Here is a 14,217-nt window from a genome sequence, read left to right as displayed (position 1 = left end):
TTTTTTCCCGACGGTCAATCGAGGCGGCGGACCACGTCCATCGCCTCTTCGATGCGTTCGACGGCGTGGATCGTCAAACCTTCGATCTCTTTCGTACCCTTGCGCGGCGCATTCGCCTTGGGCACCACGGCCACGCTGAAACCGAGCTTGGCCGCTTCACGCAAACGCTCCTGCCCGCGCGGCGCGGGCCGCACCTCGCCGGCCAGCCCCACTTCGCCGAAAGCGATGAAGCCCTTGGGCAGTGGCTTGCCGCGCAGGCTCGACGTAATGGCGAGCATCACGGCCAGGTCGGCCGCAGGTTCGCTGATGCGCACGCCGCCCACCGCATTGACGAACACGTCCTGGTCCATGCAGGCCACGCCCGCGTGGCGGTGCAACACGGCCAGCAGCATGGCGAGGCGGTCGCGGTCCAGGCCCACCGACAGGCGACGCGGGCTGGGCCCGCCGTTGTCGACCAGCGCCTGGATTTCCACCAGCATCGGCCGCGTGCCTTCGAGCGTGACCAGCACCACGCTGCCGGGCACCGGCTCGGGGTGCTGGCTCAGGAAGATCGCGCTCGGATTGGTCACGCCCTTCAGGCCGCGCTCGGTCATGGCGAACACGCCGATCTCGTTGACCGCACCGAAGCGGTTCTTGATGGCGCGCACGAGGCGAAAGCTCGAATGCGTGTCGCCTTCGAAGTACAGCACCGTGTCGACCATGTGTTCGAGCACGCGCGGGCCCGCGAGAGCGCCCTCCTTCGTGACGTGACCCACCAGCACTACGGCCGTGCCGCTGGTCTTGGCAAAGCGCGTGAGGTGCGCCGCGCATTCGCGCACCTGCGCCACCGAGCCGGGGGCCGAGGTGAGCTGATCGGAATACACCGTCTGGATCGAGTCGATCACCGCGATGGCGGGGCGCGTGGCGTCGAGCGTGGCGATGATTTTCTCGAGCTGGATCTCGGCCAGCACCTGCACCTGCGAGTGATCGAGGCCGAGCCGCCTGGAGCGCAACGCCACCTGCGAGCCGCTTTCCTCGCCCGTCACGTACAGCGCGTTCTGCCCCGCGCGCTGCAACGCATCGACCGCCTGCAGCAGCAGCGTCGATTTGCCGATGCCCGGGTCGCCGCCGATCAGCGTGACGCCGCCCGAGACGATGCCGCCGCCCAGCACGCGATCGAGCTCGTCGATGCCGGTGGGCGTGCGCGCGATGTCGGTCGCCTCGATTTCGGAAAGGGTCGCGAGCTCCGACGCGCCCGCGAGTGACGCGAACTGCGTGCCGAAACGGTTGTTGGCTGGCCCGTTGCCCGCGCCCGCGACCTGCTCGATGAGTGTGTTCCAGGCGCCGCAGCTCGGGCATTTGCCGAGCCACTTGGGGCTGGTGCCGCCGCATTCGCTGCAGACGAAAGTTGTTTTGTCCTTGGCCATCCTTTGAGTTTAGGTGTCCGCACAAACCCTGATGCCCGGTGCCTTGGAAAGAAACGGCCAATCATTTAACATGTTAAGTAATTTCGGAAGAGACAAGCCTTGAGCACGACATTCACGCACCGCAATTTGCCGCGCCTGCTGCTGCAGGCCCGCGAAGCCGTGATGGCCCACACCCGGCCCAGCCTGCGCGAGCACGCGCTGTCCGACCAGCAATGGCGCGTGCTGCGCGTGCTGGGCGAACACGGCGCGGTCGATACCGGCCGGGTCGCACGAGAGGCCTTCATCCTCGGCCCCAGCCTTACCGGCGTGCTCGCGCGCATGGAGCGCGACAACCTCATCACCCGCGCCCGCGATCCGGCCGACCAGCGCCGCACCGTGGTCGAGGCCACGCCGCACGGCATGAAGCTCGTGAAGCGGCTGTCGACCAGCATCGAGTCGCACTACGAGTGGATGGAGAAGTCGCTCGGCAAGGCCAAGCTCACGCAGCTCTACGGGCTGCTCGACGAACTGATCGCACTGGAGCAACCCTCGCCATGAGCCATTTCCTGCCCACAGGCACGGTGTACGGCACCTTGCTGAACTTCCGCACCGAAGTGGATGCGCTCGCGCCGCAGATGACGCAGCCGCCCTACAAGGCGCCGCCGAAGGCACCCGTGCTCTATGTGAAGACGGCCAACACATGGAGCCCGCACGGCAGCGACATCGCCGTGCCGGCTGCGGTGCCCGAGGTGGAAATCGGCGCGAGCATCGGCATGGTGATCGGCGCAGAGGGCAACGTCGAAGGCTTCGTGCTGATGAACGACCTGTCGATACCGCATGCGAGCTTCTTCCGGCCGCCGGTGAAGTTCAAGTGCGTCGACGGCTTCCTGGGCATCGGCCCCGTGCTGCGCGACGCGCAAGAGGTCGCCGACCCGGCGAGCTTCCGAGTCGAGGTGCGCATCAACGGCGATCTGAAGCAGTCCATCGACTTTTCGCAGCTCGTGCGGCCGGCGCAGCAGTTGCTCGCCGACGTCGGCGACTTCATGACGCTCGCACACGGCGACGTGCTGATGCTCGGCTGCGGTCCCGGCCGCCCGCTGGCCCGCGCCGGCGATCGTATCGACATCTCCGCGCCGGGGTTCGAGACATTGAGCAACACGCTGGTGAAGGAAGCCGCATGAAGCACGCACGCGTCATCTTCGAAGGCCGCGAGCACACCGGCACGAGCCACGAATTCAACGGCCAGCAAGACGCTGCCGTGCGCCTGGACGACGGCCGCATCGTGCCGCAGGATCAGCTCACCTGGCTGCCCCCGCTCGCGCCGACTGCACGCCCCCGCACCATCCTCGCGCTCGGCCTCAACTACGCCGACCACGCGAAGGAACTCGAATTCAAGGCCCCCGAAGAACCGCTGGTGTTCGTCAAGGGCCAGAGCACGCTCATCGGCCACCGCCAGCACACGCACCGCCCGGCCGACGTGAAGTTCATGCACTACGAATGCGAGCTCGCCATCGTCGTCGGCAAGACCGCGAAGAACGTGAAGCGCGACGACGCCTACGACTTCATCGGCGGCTACACGGTAGCCAACGACTACGCCATCCGCGACTACCTCGAGAACTGGTATCGCCCCAACCTGCGCGTGAAGAACCGCGACACCTGCACGCCACTGGGCCCGTGGTTCGTCGACGCCGCCGACGTGCCCGACCCCATGGCGCTCGCGCTGCGCACCACCGTCAACGGCACCGTCACGCAGCAAGGCAGCACGCGCGACATGATCTTCGACGCGCCCTTCCTCATCGAGTACTTCAGCCGCTTCATGACGCTGTCGCCGGGCGACCTGATCCTCACCGGCACGCCCGACGGCGTGGTCGATTGCCAGCCGGGCGACGTCGTCGTCACCGAGATCGAGCGCATCGGCGCGCTTCAGAACACCATTCAAGGAAAAGCATGAGAGTCGATCACCTGATCGCCGGCAAGAGCGTGGCCGGCACGGACTACTTCGAAACCGTCAACCCCGCCACGCAGGAAGTGCTGGCCGAGGTCGCCTCGGGCGGCGAAGCCGAAGTGAACGCGGCCGTGGCCGCCGCGAAGGAAGCCTTTCCGAAGTGGGCCGGCATGCCCGCGCCCGAGCGCGCGAAGCTGATCCGCAAGCTCGGCGACCTGATCGCCAAGCACGTGCCCGAGATCGCGCAGACCGAAACCAACGACTGCGGCCAGGTGATCGCGCAGACCGGCAAGCAGCTCATTCCACGCGCGGCCGACAACTTCTATTACTTCGCCGAGATGTGCACGCGCGTGGACGGCCACACCTACCCCACGCCCACGCACCTGAACTACACGCTGTTCCATCCGGTGGGCGTGTGCGCGCTCATCAGCCCGTGGAACGTGCCCTTCATGACGGCCACCTGGAAGGTCGCGCCCTGCCTCGCCTTCGGCAACACGGCAGTGCTGAAGATGAGCGAGCTCTCGCCGCTGACGGCCGCGCGCCTGGGCGAGCTGGCGCTCGAAGCCGGCATTCCGCCCGGCGTGCTGAATCTGGTGCACGGCTATGGCAAGGAAGCGGGCGAACCACTGGTGGCGCACCCCGACGTGCGCGCCATTTCGTTCACCGGCTCCACCGCCACGGGCAACCGCATCGTGAAGAGCGCGGGCCTGAAGAAGTTCAGCATGGAGCTGGGCGGCAAGAGCCCCTTCGTGATCTTCGACGACGCCGACCTCGACCGCGCGCTCGACGCGGCCGTGTTCATGATCTTCAGCAACAACGGCGAACGCTGCACGGCCGGCTCGCGCATCCTGGTGCAGCAGTCGATCTACGCCGACTTCGCGGCGAAGTTCGCCGAGCGCGCAAAGCGCATCACCGTGGGCGACCCGCTCGACGAGAAGACCATCGTCGGCCCGATGATCTCGCAGGCCCACCTGGCCAAGGTGCGCAGCTACATCGAGCTGGGCCCGAAGGAAGGCGCAACGCTGCTGTGCGGCGGCCTCGAAGCGCCGAGCAACTTGCCCGATCGCGTGAAGAAGGGCAACTACGTGGTGCCCACCGTATTCGCCGACGTCGACAATCGCATGAAGATCGCGCAGGACGAGATCTTCGGCCCTGTGGCCTGCCTGATTCCTTTCAAGGATGAGGCCCACGCCATCGAACTGGCCAACGACATCCAGTACGGCCTGAGCAGCTACGTGTGGACCGAGAACATCGGCAAGGCGCACCGCGTGGCCGCCGCAGTGGAAGCCGGCATGTGCTTCGTCAACAGCCAGAACGTGCGAGACCTGCGCCAGCCCTTTGGCGGCACCAAGGCCTCGGGCACGGGACGTGAAGGCGGCACCTGGAGCTACGAAGTGTTCTGCGAGCCGAAGAACGTGGCGGTGTCGCTGGGCTCGCATCACATTCCGCACTGGGGCGTGGCGTGAGCATTCAACGCCGCACGCTGCTGCAAGGCGCGGCCTCATTCGCGGCCCTGCCCTCGCTGGCGCGTGCACAGGGCACCTGGCCCAGCAAGCCGATCCGCGTGATCGTGCCCTTCACGCCCGGCGGCACCACCGACTTCGTGGCGCGCCTCGTCGGCGTCGAGCTGTCGAAGACGCTGGGCCAACCCGTCATCGTCGACAACAAGCCCGGCGCAGGCACGGTGATCGGCGTCGATGCAGCGGCCAAGGCCGCGCCCGACGGCTACACCTTCGTCTGCGTGGCCAACAGCTTCACGGCCAACCAGACGCTGATCCGCAAGCTGCCCTACGACACGCAGAAGGACCTGCGCCCCGTCGCTCTCATGGGCATGTCGGAACACGTGCTCGCCACGCATCCGGCCAGCGGCCTGAAGACGCTCGCCGACTTGCGCAACGCAGCCAAGGCGAAGCCCGGCACGCTGAGCTTCGCCTCCTTCGGCAACGGCACCTCGGCCCATCTGTCGGGCGAGATGCTCAAGCTGCAGATGGGCCTGGACATCGTGCACGTGCCCTACAAGGGCCAGGGCCCGGCGCTCACCGACCTGCTCGGCGGGCAGATGACGATGATGTTCGGCAACTGGCCCGAGTTCCGCAGCCACATCCAGAACGGCAGGCTCGTCGCGCTGGGCATGGCGACAGCGCAGCGCTCGCAGTACGCACCGGCCATACCCACACTGGCGGAACAGGGTGTGCCCATCGAGTCCAATTCATGGAACGGCTTGCTGGCGCCCGCCGGCACGCCCGACGCCGTGGTGCAACGCATGAACGCCGAAGTGAACCGCGCGCTGGCGGGGCCGGTGGTGACGGAGGCCTTTCACAAGGGAGGCATCGCGTCGCTGTCGGGCACGCCGGAGCGCTTTGCGGCTTTCATACAGAGCGAGATTGCGAAGTACGGCGACGTGATCCGCAAGGCCAACATCCAGGTGGAGGGCTGAACGATGAGCCTCTATGCGATGCAGAAATTCCTGTTCGCGCTGAATCGCGAGCAGGAAGTGCAGCGGCGCTATGCCGAAGGTGGCGAGACGCGCGCTACGCTGCTGGGCGCCTATGACTTCACCGATGAAGAGCGCGAGGCCATCGACACCGGCGACATCGGCAAGCTCTACGTGCTCGGCTGCAATGGCCAGCTGCTGATGCACTTCGCACCGCTGCTCGGCATTCCATGGGCCGACTACCTCGAAGCCATGCGCGAAGGCGTGCGCAAGTACGGCCCGGTGCGCGCCGGCATCTACGCCATGACAACCGGAACCGACGAGAAGGTGGCAGGCGTATGAGCCTCGTATTCGCAGGCGTGTGCAGCCACGCCCCCGGCATCACCGGCCGCGCACATCTCGCCGACCCGGCGGTGAAGGACGAGTTCCACGCGCAGTTCCACCGCTTCGGCGAAGCGATGCGTGCAACGAAACCCGACGCGGTGATCGTGATCGCCGCCGAGCACTTCGCGAACTTCTTCATGAACAACATGCCGGCCTATGCAATTGGCATGGCCGACAGCTACGAGGGCCCGATCGAAGACCCGAAGTGGCTGGGCATCGAGAAGCACAGGATCCCTGGCGATGCCGCGCTGTCGCAGCGCCTGATCCGCGAGGTGATGCAGACGGCGGACGTGGCCTACGCGGAGGAGTGGAAGTTCGACCACGGCATCATGGTGCCGCTGAACTTCCTCACGCCGGAGTTCGACACCAAGGTCATCCCCGTCAACATCAACTGCCAGGGCCCGCCGCTCACGCCGCTACACCGCGCCTGGGCTTTCGGCGAGGCGCTGCGCCGCGCCTGCGACAAGGCGCCCGAGCGCATCGCGCTGGTGGGAACGGGCGGCATCTCGCACTGGCCCGCCACGCCCGATTCGGGCAAGGTCAATGCCGCGTGGGACGCTGAGTTCATGAAGCGCTGGTGCGCCAACGACCGCGAGGGCCTGCTCTCGCAGGACGACTACGGCGACGAGGCCACCTACCGCGAAGCGGGCCAGGGCGGCTTCGAGATCCGCACCTTCATCAGCGTGGCCGCGGCCGCGCGCGGCAAGGGCGAGATTCTTCACATGAAGGCCATCCCGATCTTCGCCGTGACGTGTACGGCCGCGACGATGTCGGTGGAATAAACGGAGAGCACTCATGCCCCATCTCGTGATCCTCTACACGCCCAACATCGAAACCGAGACCGACATGTCGGCGCTGTGCCGCACGCTGGCCGACACCATGCTGAAGCAGCGCGACGAGGCCGACAAGCCGGTGTTCCCCATCGGCGGCACGCGCGTGCTGGCCTACCCTGCCGCGCACTACGCGGTGGCCGACGGCAAGGCCGACTACGCCTTCGTGTACCTCAACATCCGCATGGCCGCGGGGCGCTCGGAGGCGGTGAAGAAGAAAGCCGGCGACGAACTGTTGGCCGACGTGCGCGCGCATTTCGCGCCGATCTTCGAGAAGCGCCACATCGGCATCACGCTGCAGATCGACGAAAGCCCGGGGCAGGTGTACGACGGCAAGCACAGCAACCTGCATCCCCTGTTCAACAAGACCTGAACGAAGCCAGTCCATGCTCTCCCAAGCCACCATCGCCCAACTGGCCGCCGAACTGCACGAAAGCGAAAAGTCGCGCGTGCAGGTCGAGCACTTCTCCAAGCGCTTTCCAGAGATGACCATCGAGGACGGCTACGCCATCTCGCGCGAATGGGTGAAGAACAAGATCGCCGAAGGGCGCGTCGCGCGCGGCCACAAGATTGGCCTCACCTCGCGCGCCATGCAGCAGTCCAGCCAGATCGACGAGCCCGACTACGGCACGCTGCTCGACGACATGTTCTTCGAGCAGGGCGGCGACATTCCGTTCAAGCGCTTCATCGCGCCGCGCATCGAGGTGGAGCTGGCCTTCATCCTCGGCAAGAAGCTGCAGGGGCCGAACGTGACCATCTTCGACGTGCTGGCCGCCACCGACTACGTGGTGCCCGCCATCGAGATCATCGACGCGCGCATCGAACAGTTCGACCGCCACACCAAGGCGCCGCGCAAGGTGTTCGACACCATCTCCGACAACGCAGCCAATGCCGGCATCGTGATGGGCGGCCGGCCGGTGAAGCCCGATGCGGTGGACCTGCGCTGGGTGAGCGCGCTGCTCTACAAGAACGGCGTGATCGAGGAATCGGGCGTGGCCGCGGCCGTGCTCAACCATCCGGCCACCGGCGTGGCGTGGCTCGCGAACAAGCTGGCGCCGTGGGAAGAATGCCTGGAAGCCGGCGAAGTGGTGCTGGCCGGCTCGTTCACGCGGCCCACCACTGCCGTGCCGGGCGACACCTTCCACGCCGACTACGGCCCGCTCGGCGCCATCTCGTTCCGCCTTGTCTGAAAGAAGAAAGACGCCATGCAAACACCCATCAATACCTTCAAGCAGGCCCTTCAAGCGGGCAAGCCCCAGATCGGCCTCTGGGTCGGACTGGCCGACGGCTACGTGGCCGAGATCCTCGCCGGCACCGGCTACGACTGGCTGCTGGTCGACGGAGAGCACGCACCCAACGACGTGCGCTCGGTGCTCGCCCAACTGCAGGGCATCTCCAGCGCGTGGTCTGCGCAGGCCGAGTCGGAGCGCTCGCACCCCATCGTGCGCATTCCGGTCGGCGACACCACGCTGATCAAGCAGTACCTCGACATCGGCGCGCAGACGCTGCTGGTGCCGATGGTCGACACGGCCGAGCAGGCCGCGCGGCTGGTGCAGGGCATGCGCTACCCGCCCGAAGGCATCCGCGGCATGGGCAGCGCGCTGGCGCGTGCCTCGCGCTGGCAGGCCTACCCCAACTACCTGCACGAAGCCAACGCGCAGACCTGCCTTCTGGTGCAGGCCGAAACGGTGGAGGCGATGAAGAACCTCGACGCCATTGCGGCCACGCCGGGCGTGGACGGCGTGTTCATCGGGCCGGCCGACCTGTCGGCCTCGATGGGCTTCGTGGGCCAGCCCAACCACCCCGAGGTGCAGGCCGTGATCGCCGACGCCATCGCACGCATCCGCAAGGCCGGCAAGGCGCCGGGCATCCTGTCGACCACCGAGGAGCAGGCGCGCAAGTGGCTTGCGGCCGGCGCGCTGTTCGTGGCGGTGGGCGTGGACACCATCGTGCTGGCGGCGGCGGCGAGGCAGCTGCTGGCCAAGTACAAGACCACGCCGGGCGCTGCCTCGCCCAACGGCTACTGATTTCCTTCACACCGGAGCACCCTTGATGCAACGCATGACTTTGGCGGCCATGGCCGCGACAGCCGCCCTGTTCCTCGCCGCCTGTGCACCCATGGGCGCCGGCAAGCAAGGCCCCACCGCCCAGCAGGAAGCCAACCGCCAGACCGTGCTCGCCTTCTACGAGAAGGGCCTGAACCAGAAGGATGCCGATGCGGCCCTGCAATACGTGGGCAACCGCTACGTGCAGCACAACCCCACGGCGGCCGACGGCCCCGAGGGCTTTCGCAAGTTCATCGGGTTCCTGCGCGAGAAGTTCCCGAACTCGAAGAGCGAGATCAAGCGCAGCTTCGTCGACGGCGACTACGTGATCCTGCATGTGAACGCGGTTCGCGAGCCCGGCACGCGCGGCAGCGCCATCGTCGACATCTTCAAGCTGGAGAACGGAAAGATCGTCGAGCACTGGGACGTGGTGCAGCCCGTGCCCGAGACCGCCGCGAACAAGAACGGCATGTTCTGACCCGTCCGTAATCCAGCCAGCAGCCAACGCCAGCCTGATGACCACGCCCACCGACCCCACCAAGCGCTTTCGCTCCGCCACCATTCGCGAGGGCACGATCCGCGCGACCACGCGCAGCTTTCTCCATGCGCTGGGCCAGGACGACGAGGACATCGCGCGCCCGCACATCGGCGTGTTCCATACGGGCGGCGAGATGAGCCCGTGCAACCTCAACCTGCGCGACCAGGCGCAGCATGCCAAGACCGGCATCTACGCCGGCGGCGGCACGCCGCACGAATGCCCCGTGGTGTCGATCAGCGACGGGCTGACGATGGCGCATTCGGGCATGCGCTTCTCGCTGATCTCGCGCGAGCTGATCGCCGACAGCGTGGAAGCCTCCACGCGCGGCCACCAGTGGGACGGCATCTTCGCCATCGGCGCGTGTGACAAGAACCTGCCGGGGCTGATGATGGGCATGGTCCGCTGCAACGTGCCGAGCGTGTTCGTGCACGGCGGCTCCGCACTGCCGGGGCAGATGCCGGGACCGGACGGCCGCGACCTGAACGTGGTCGACACCTACGAGACCATCGGCAAGGTGCTGGCCGGCACCGCCACGCACGACGAACTCGACGCCATGAGCCGCGCCTGCCTGCCCACGGCCGGCGCCTGCGCGGGGCAGTTCACGGCCAACACGATGGGCATGGTGTCGGAGGCGCTGGGCCTGGCGCCCATCGGTTCCAGCATGGTGCCGGCCGTGTTCAGCGAGCGCGCGCCGCTGATGCGCCGCGCCGCAAAGACGCTGATGAAGGCGGTGATGGGCGACAGCCCGCTGCCGCGCGACATCGTCACGCGCAAGGCGCTGGAAAACGCCTGCGCCGTGGTGTCGGCCACGGGCGGCTCGACCAACGCGGCGCTGCATCTGCCTGCGATTGCGCACGAGGCGGGCATCAAGTTCCACCTCGACGACGTGGCCGAGGTTTTCGCGCGCACGCCGCTCATCGCCGACCTGCGTCCGGGCGGCCAGTACCTGGCGCGCGACGTGTTCTACATCGGCGGTGCGGGCGTCATCCTGCGCACGCTGCTGGAGCAGGGCTTCCTGCATGGCGACGCGCTCACCTTCACCGGCCGCACGATGGCCGAGGAACTGACCAGTGCCCTTGCACCCGACGGCCGCGTGGTGCGCGAGGCCGGCAACCCGATCACACGCGACGGCGGGCTGGCGGTGCTCAAGGGCAACCTCTGCCCGGACGGTGCCCTGCTCAAGACGGCGGGGCTCAAGGGCCTGGTGTTTCGCGGCCCGGCGCGCGTCTTCAATTCCGAGGAAGAAGCGCAGACCGCTGTGCAGAACCGGCTGTACGAGGCCGGCGACGTGATCGTGATCCGCAACGAAGGCCCCAGGGGCAGCCCCGGCATGCGCGAAATGCTGGGCATTACCGCCCTGCTCTACGGCCAGGGCATGGGCGACAAGGTGGCGCTGCTGACCGACGGGCGCTTCTCGGGCGCGACGCGCGGCCTGTGCATTGGCTACGCGGGGCCTGAAGCCGCGGACGGCGGCCCGATTGCGGCGCTGCGCGACGGCGACGTGATCGCCATCGACGCGCGGGCTGACGCACGCTCGATCACGGTCGAACTCACGGCTGAAGAAATCACGGCGCGGCTCGCCGGACGTGAGGTAAACGTGGGGGTCGCCCGAGGTGGCTTGCTGGAAAAATACGCGCTCACCGTGCGCCCTGCCCACCAGGGCGCCGTGACCCACTCGGGCGCGGTCACCTGGCTGCGCGACGAGTCTTGATCCTCCATAACCAACGTCCGGAGAGAGACACCATGAGCTTCACGCGCCGCCAGATCCTGCAGACCACCAGCGCCTCGGCCTTGATGGCCAGCCTTGGCCAGAACGTTTTCGCGCAAGCGATGAACATCGAGACCGCAACCATCGTCACCGGCTTCGCGGCCGGCGGCACGTCGGACACCACCTGCCGGCGCCTTGCGACAAGGCTCAGCCCCGAATACGCGAAGACCGTGGTGGTCGAGAACCGCACCGGCGCGGGCGGCCAGATTGCCGTGAGCTACGTGAAGAGCCGCCCGGCCGACGGCAGCACCATCCTGCAGACGCCGACCTCGATCCTCACGATCTACCCGCACATCTACAAGAAGCTGCCGTACGACCCGATGGTCGACATCACGCCGGTGAGCCTGGCCTGCATCTTCGACTTCGGCTTTGCCGTGGGCCCGGCCGTGCCGGCCAGCGTGAAGAGCGTGCCCGAGTTCCTGGCCTGGGCCAAGGCCAACCCGGCCGGCGCCAACTTCGGCTCGCCCGCTGCCGGCTCCACGCCGCACTTCATCGGTGCGCTGCTGGGCCAGAAGGGCGGCGTCGAACTGAAGCACGCGGCGTATCGCGGCACGCAGCCGGCCATGCTCGACCTGCTGGGCAGCAACATCTCGGCGGTGTCTGGGCCCATCGGCGACATCACGCAGCATCTGCTGTCGGGCAAGGTGCGCATCCTGGGCGTGTCGGGCTCCAAGCGCAGCCGCTTCGCGCCCGACGTGCCGACCTTCGGCGAGCAGGGCATCAAAGACATGGCCCACAGCGAATGGTTCGCCTTCTTCCTGCCGGCCAAGGCCTCGCCCGAACTGGTGGCGAAGCTGAACACGGCCATGAAGAACGCGCTGGCGCAGAAGGACGTGATCGACGGCCTCGGCACCTTCGGACTGGAAGCGATGTCTTCCACGCCGGCCGAGCTGACCGAACTGCTCAAGAAAGACACCGCCAAGTGGGCGCCGATCGTCAAGGAAGTCGGCTTCACCGCGGAAGGTTGAAACACATGAAGGAACTGCCATGAACACACTCGCCACTCCAGCACCCTCGGCGCTGGTCCATCCCTCGATCCACCCCGACGAGCGCGCCGCGCGCGAAGAGCTCGCGGCCTGCTATCGCGTGTTCGCGATGCTGGGCTGGGTCGAGATGATCTACAACCACATCACGGTGCGGCTGCCCGACAGCGTGACGGGTGGCGAGAAGCAGTTCCTCATCAATCCTTTCGGCCTGCACTACAGCGAGGTCACGGCCAGCAATCTCGTAAAGATCGACTTGCAGGGCAAGGTGCTCGACGGCTCGACCTACCCGGTGAACCCGGCCGGCTTCACGGTGCACGCGGCCATTCACGACGGCCTGCCCGGCGCGCACTGCGTGATGCATACGCACACGACCGCAGGCGTGGCCGTGGCCTGCCTGCAGGGCGGCCTGCAGCAGACCAATTTCTATACCGCGCAACTGCACGGCATGGTGGCGTACCACGACTTCGAGGGCATCACGATCCATGCCGATGAAGGCCCGCGCCTGCTCAAGAGCATCGGCGACCGCAATGCGGTGATCCTGCGCAACCACGGCCTGCTGGCCTGGGGGCAGACGCTGCCGCAGACTTTTGCGATTTTGTGGACACTGCAGCGCGCCTGCGAAATCCAGATGGCGACCTTCTCGATGGGCCAGGCGATTCCGGTGAGCGAGGAGATCGCGCGGCGCTGCACGCGCGACGCGCTGCAGTTCAGCCCCGAGCACGGCGCCGGGCAGGATGTGTTCAATGCACTCGTCCGCCAGGTGGACCGCATCGACCCTACGTACCGCAACTGAACCTGAAGCGACGGACCCCCATGAAGATTTGTATTTACGGCGCCGGCGCGATCGGCGGATGGATCGGCGTCGGCCTCGCGCAGGCGGGCCAACGGCTGAACGTGGTGGCGCGCGGTGCCACGCTCGAGGCATTGCAGCGCGACGGCCTGTCGCTCATGCGCGGCAGCACGGGTGGAGAGGTGCGCACGCGCGTGCCCGTCAACGCCGTGGCCGACCCCGAGGCGCTCGGCGTGCAGGACCTGGTGGTCATCGCCGTGAAGGCACCGGCCCTGGCCGCCGTTGCCGAACGCATCGGGCCGCTGATCGGCGCCGACACCATCGTGCTGGTCGCGATGAACGGCGTGCCGTGGTGGTTCCTCGAAGGCGGCTTCGGCGGCGAGATCACGGGCCACAGGCTCGCGGCGGTGGACCCCGAAGGCGCCATTGCCCGCGCCATTCCGTCGCGCAACGTGATCGGCTGCGTGGTGCACGCGAGCTGCTCGCTCGACGGGCCGGGCGTGGTGCGGCATCACTTCGGCAACGGGCTGATCGTTGGCGAGCCTTCGGGCGAGGCCACGCCGCGCGTGCAGAAGCTGGTCGAGCTGCTGAAGAGCACGGGCATCGACACCACGCTGTCGCCGCAGATCCAGAAGGACGTGTGGTTCAAGCTGTGGGGCAACATGACGGTGAACCCGATCAGCGCGCTCACCGGCTGCACCACCGACCTGATCATGGGCGACGACTACGTGCGCGGCTTCATCTCGGCGGTGATGCTGGAGGCCAAGGAGATCGGGCGGCGCATCGGCATCGAGATCACGCAGAGCCCGGAAGACCGGCACGCCATCACCATGAAGCTCGGGGCGTTCAAGACCTCGATGCTGCAGGACGTGGAAGCCGGGCGTTCGGTGGAGCTCGATGCGCTTGTAACGGTGGTGCGCGAACTGGGCGAGCTGACGGCGGTGGCAACGCCGTTCACCGATGCGCTGCTGGGGCTGGCACGCCTGAGAACGCGGCAACTCGGGCTTTACTGAGCGCCGGCGCAGCGCACCGGGATCCAAGGTCAGGCGGCGCACAGGTTCGGTCCGCAGACTGCAAATGCAGCGTCTGCAGAACCCTGTACACCCTTTTTT

General features: G+C 67.1%; 16 protein-coding genes. 15 read left to right on the top strand and 1 reads right to left on the bottom strand.

The annotated features are described in order from the left end of the window. Nucleotides 1-14 precede the first annotated feature (14 nt). The gene (gene radA / locus BLV60_RS09185) at nucleotides 15-1,406 is read right to left on the bottom strand and encodes a DNA repair protein RadA (protein WP_093053344.1); all 1,392 of its coding nucleotides are present in this window, start codon (nucleotides 1,404-1,406) and stop codon (nucleotides 15-17) included. A 99-nt stretch (nucleotides 1,407-1,505) separates the two neighbouring features. Here radA and hpaR point away from each other — a divergent pair, with 99 nt between their 5' ends. The 15 genes from hpaR to BLV60_RS09110 are packed head-to-tail and all read left to right on the top strand — an operon-like array spanning nucleotide 1,506 to nucleotide 14,118. Continuing rightward, nucleotides 1,506-1,943 carry a homoprotocatechuate degradation operon regulator HpaR gene (gene hpaR, locus BLV60_RS09180; protein ID WP_093053341.1) on the top strand — a complete coding sequence of 146 codons (438 nt, stop codon included), beginning with the start codon at nucleotides 1,506-1,508 and terminating at the stop codon, nucleotides 1,941-1,943. After that, nucleotides 1,940-2,566, top strand: coding sequence for a fumarylacetoacetate hydrolase family protein (locus BLV60_RS09175; RefSeq protein WP_093053338.1), 627 nt, complete (start codon nucleotides 1,940-1,942; stop codon nucleotides 2,564-2,566). The genes hpaR and BLV60_RS09175 overlap by 4 nt, the downstream gene beginning before the upstream one ends. Beyond that, nucleotides 2,563-3,336 (top strand): fumarylacetoacetate hydrolase family protein, encoded by a 774-nt coding sequence (locus tag BLV60_RS09170; RefSeq protein ID WP_093053335.1) that lies wholly within the window; start codon nucleotides 2,563-2,565, stop codon nucleotides 3,334-3,336. The genes BLV60_RS09175 and BLV60_RS09170 overlap by 4 nt, the downstream gene beginning before the upstream one ends. Further along, nucleotides 3,333-4,796: a 5-carboxymethyl-2-hydroxymuconate semialdehyde dehydrogenase gene (gene hpaE / locus BLV60_RS09165; RefSeq protein WP_093053332.1), complete on the top strand. Its 1,464-nt coding sequence runs from the start codon at nucleotides 3,333-3,335 to the stop codon at nucleotides 4,794-4,796. Before BLV60_RS09170 ends, hpaE begins: the two co-directional genes overlap by 4 nt. Nucleotides 4,797-4,798: 2 nt before the next feature. Then, nucleotides 4,799-5,767 carry a tripartite tricarboxylate transporter substrate binding protein gene (locus BLV60_RS09160; RefSeq protein ID WP_371127360.1) on the top strand — a complete coding sequence of 323 codons (969 nt, stop codon included), beginning with the start codon at nucleotides 4,799-4,801 and terminating at the stop codon, nucleotides 5,765-5,767. A gap of 3 nt (nucleotides 5,768-5,770) precedes the next feature. Next, complete coding sequence (locus tag BLV60_RS09155) at nucleotides 5,771-6,106, top strand: aromatic ring-opening dioxygenase subunit LigA (RefSeq protein WP_093053328.1); 336 nt, start codon at nucleotides 5,771-5,773, stop codon at nucleotides 6,104-6,106. Further along, a complete protein-coding gene (locus tag BLV60_RS09150) occupies nucleotides 6,103-6,930 on the top strand; it encodes a DODA-type extradiol aromatic ring-opening family dioxygenase (RefSeq protein ID WP_093053325.1) in 828 nt (275 codons plus the stop codon). The genes BLV60_RS09155 and BLV60_RS09150 overlap by 4 nt, the downstream gene beginning before the upstream one ends. A gap of 13 nt (nucleotides 6,931-6,943) precedes the next feature. Then, complete coding sequence (locus tag BLV60_RS09145) at nucleotides 6,944-7,351, top strand: 5-carboxymethyl-2-hydroxymuconate Delta-isomerase (RefSeq protein WP_093053323.1); 408 nt, start codon at nucleotides 6,944-6,946, stop codon at nucleotides 7,349-7,351. 13 nt (nucleotides 7,352-7,364) lie between these two features. Continuing rightward, on the top strand, nucleotides 7,365-8,168 hold the full coding sequence (hpaH, locus tag BLV60_RS09140; RefSeq protein WP_093053320.1) for a 2-oxo-hept-4-ene-1,7-dioate hydratase: 804 nt from the start codon (nucleotides 7,365-7,367) through the stop codon (nucleotides 8,166-8,168). Between the two features lie 15 nt (nucleotides 8,169-8,183). Then, entirely contained in the window at nucleotides 8,184-9,005 is an 822-nt protein-coding gene (hpaI, locus tag BLV60_RS09135; RefSeq protein WP_093053317.1) for a 4-hydroxy-2-oxoheptanedioate aldolase, read from the top strand. 25 nt (nucleotides 9,006-9,030) lie between these two features. Continuing rightward, nucleotides 9,031-9,501 (top strand): nuclear transport factor 2 family protein, encoded by a 471-nt coding sequence (locus BLV60_RS09130; RefSeq protein WP_093053314.1) that lies wholly within the window; start codon nucleotides 9,031-9,033, stop codon nucleotides 9,499-9,501. Between the two features lie 37 nt (nucleotides 9,502-9,538). Further along, a complete protein-coding gene (gene ilvD / locus BLV60_RS09125) occupies nucleotides 9,539-11,272 on the top strand; it encodes a dihydroxy-acid dehydratase (RefSeq protein WP_093053311.1) in 1,734 nt (577 codons plus the stop codon). Between the two features lie 32 nt (nucleotides 11,273-11,304). Beyond that, a complete protein-coding gene (locus BLV60_RS09120) occupies nucleotides 11,305-12,297 on the top strand; it encodes a Bug family tripartite tricarboxylate transporter substrate binding protein (protein WP_093053309.1) in 993 nt (330 codons plus the stop codon). 19 nt (nucleotides 12,298-12,316) lie between these two features. Continuing rightward, nucleotides 12,317-13,108: a class II aldolase/adducin family protein gene (locus BLV60_RS09115; protein WP_093053307.1), complete on the top strand. Its 792-nt coding sequence runs from the start codon at nucleotides 12,317-12,319 to the stop codon at nucleotides 13,106-13,108. Between the two features lie 20 nt (nucleotides 13,109-13,128). Beyond that, nucleotides 13,129-14,118 (top strand): 2-dehydropantoate 2-reductase, encoded by a 990-nt coding sequence (locus BLV60_RS09110; protein WP_093053304.1) that lies wholly within the window; start codon nucleotides 13,129-13,131, stop codon nucleotides 14,116-14,118. Nucleotides 14,119-14,217 lie beyond the last annotated feature (99 nt).

It is taken from the genome of Variovorax sp. YR634 (genome assembly GCF_900106655.1).
GTDB lineage: Bacteria > Pseudomonadota > Gammaproteobacteria > Burkholderiales > Burkholderiaceae_C > Variovorax.
The sequence above is the reverse complement of the archived record's forward strand: the minus strand, read 5'-3'. Positions and strand labels throughout refer to the sequence as shown.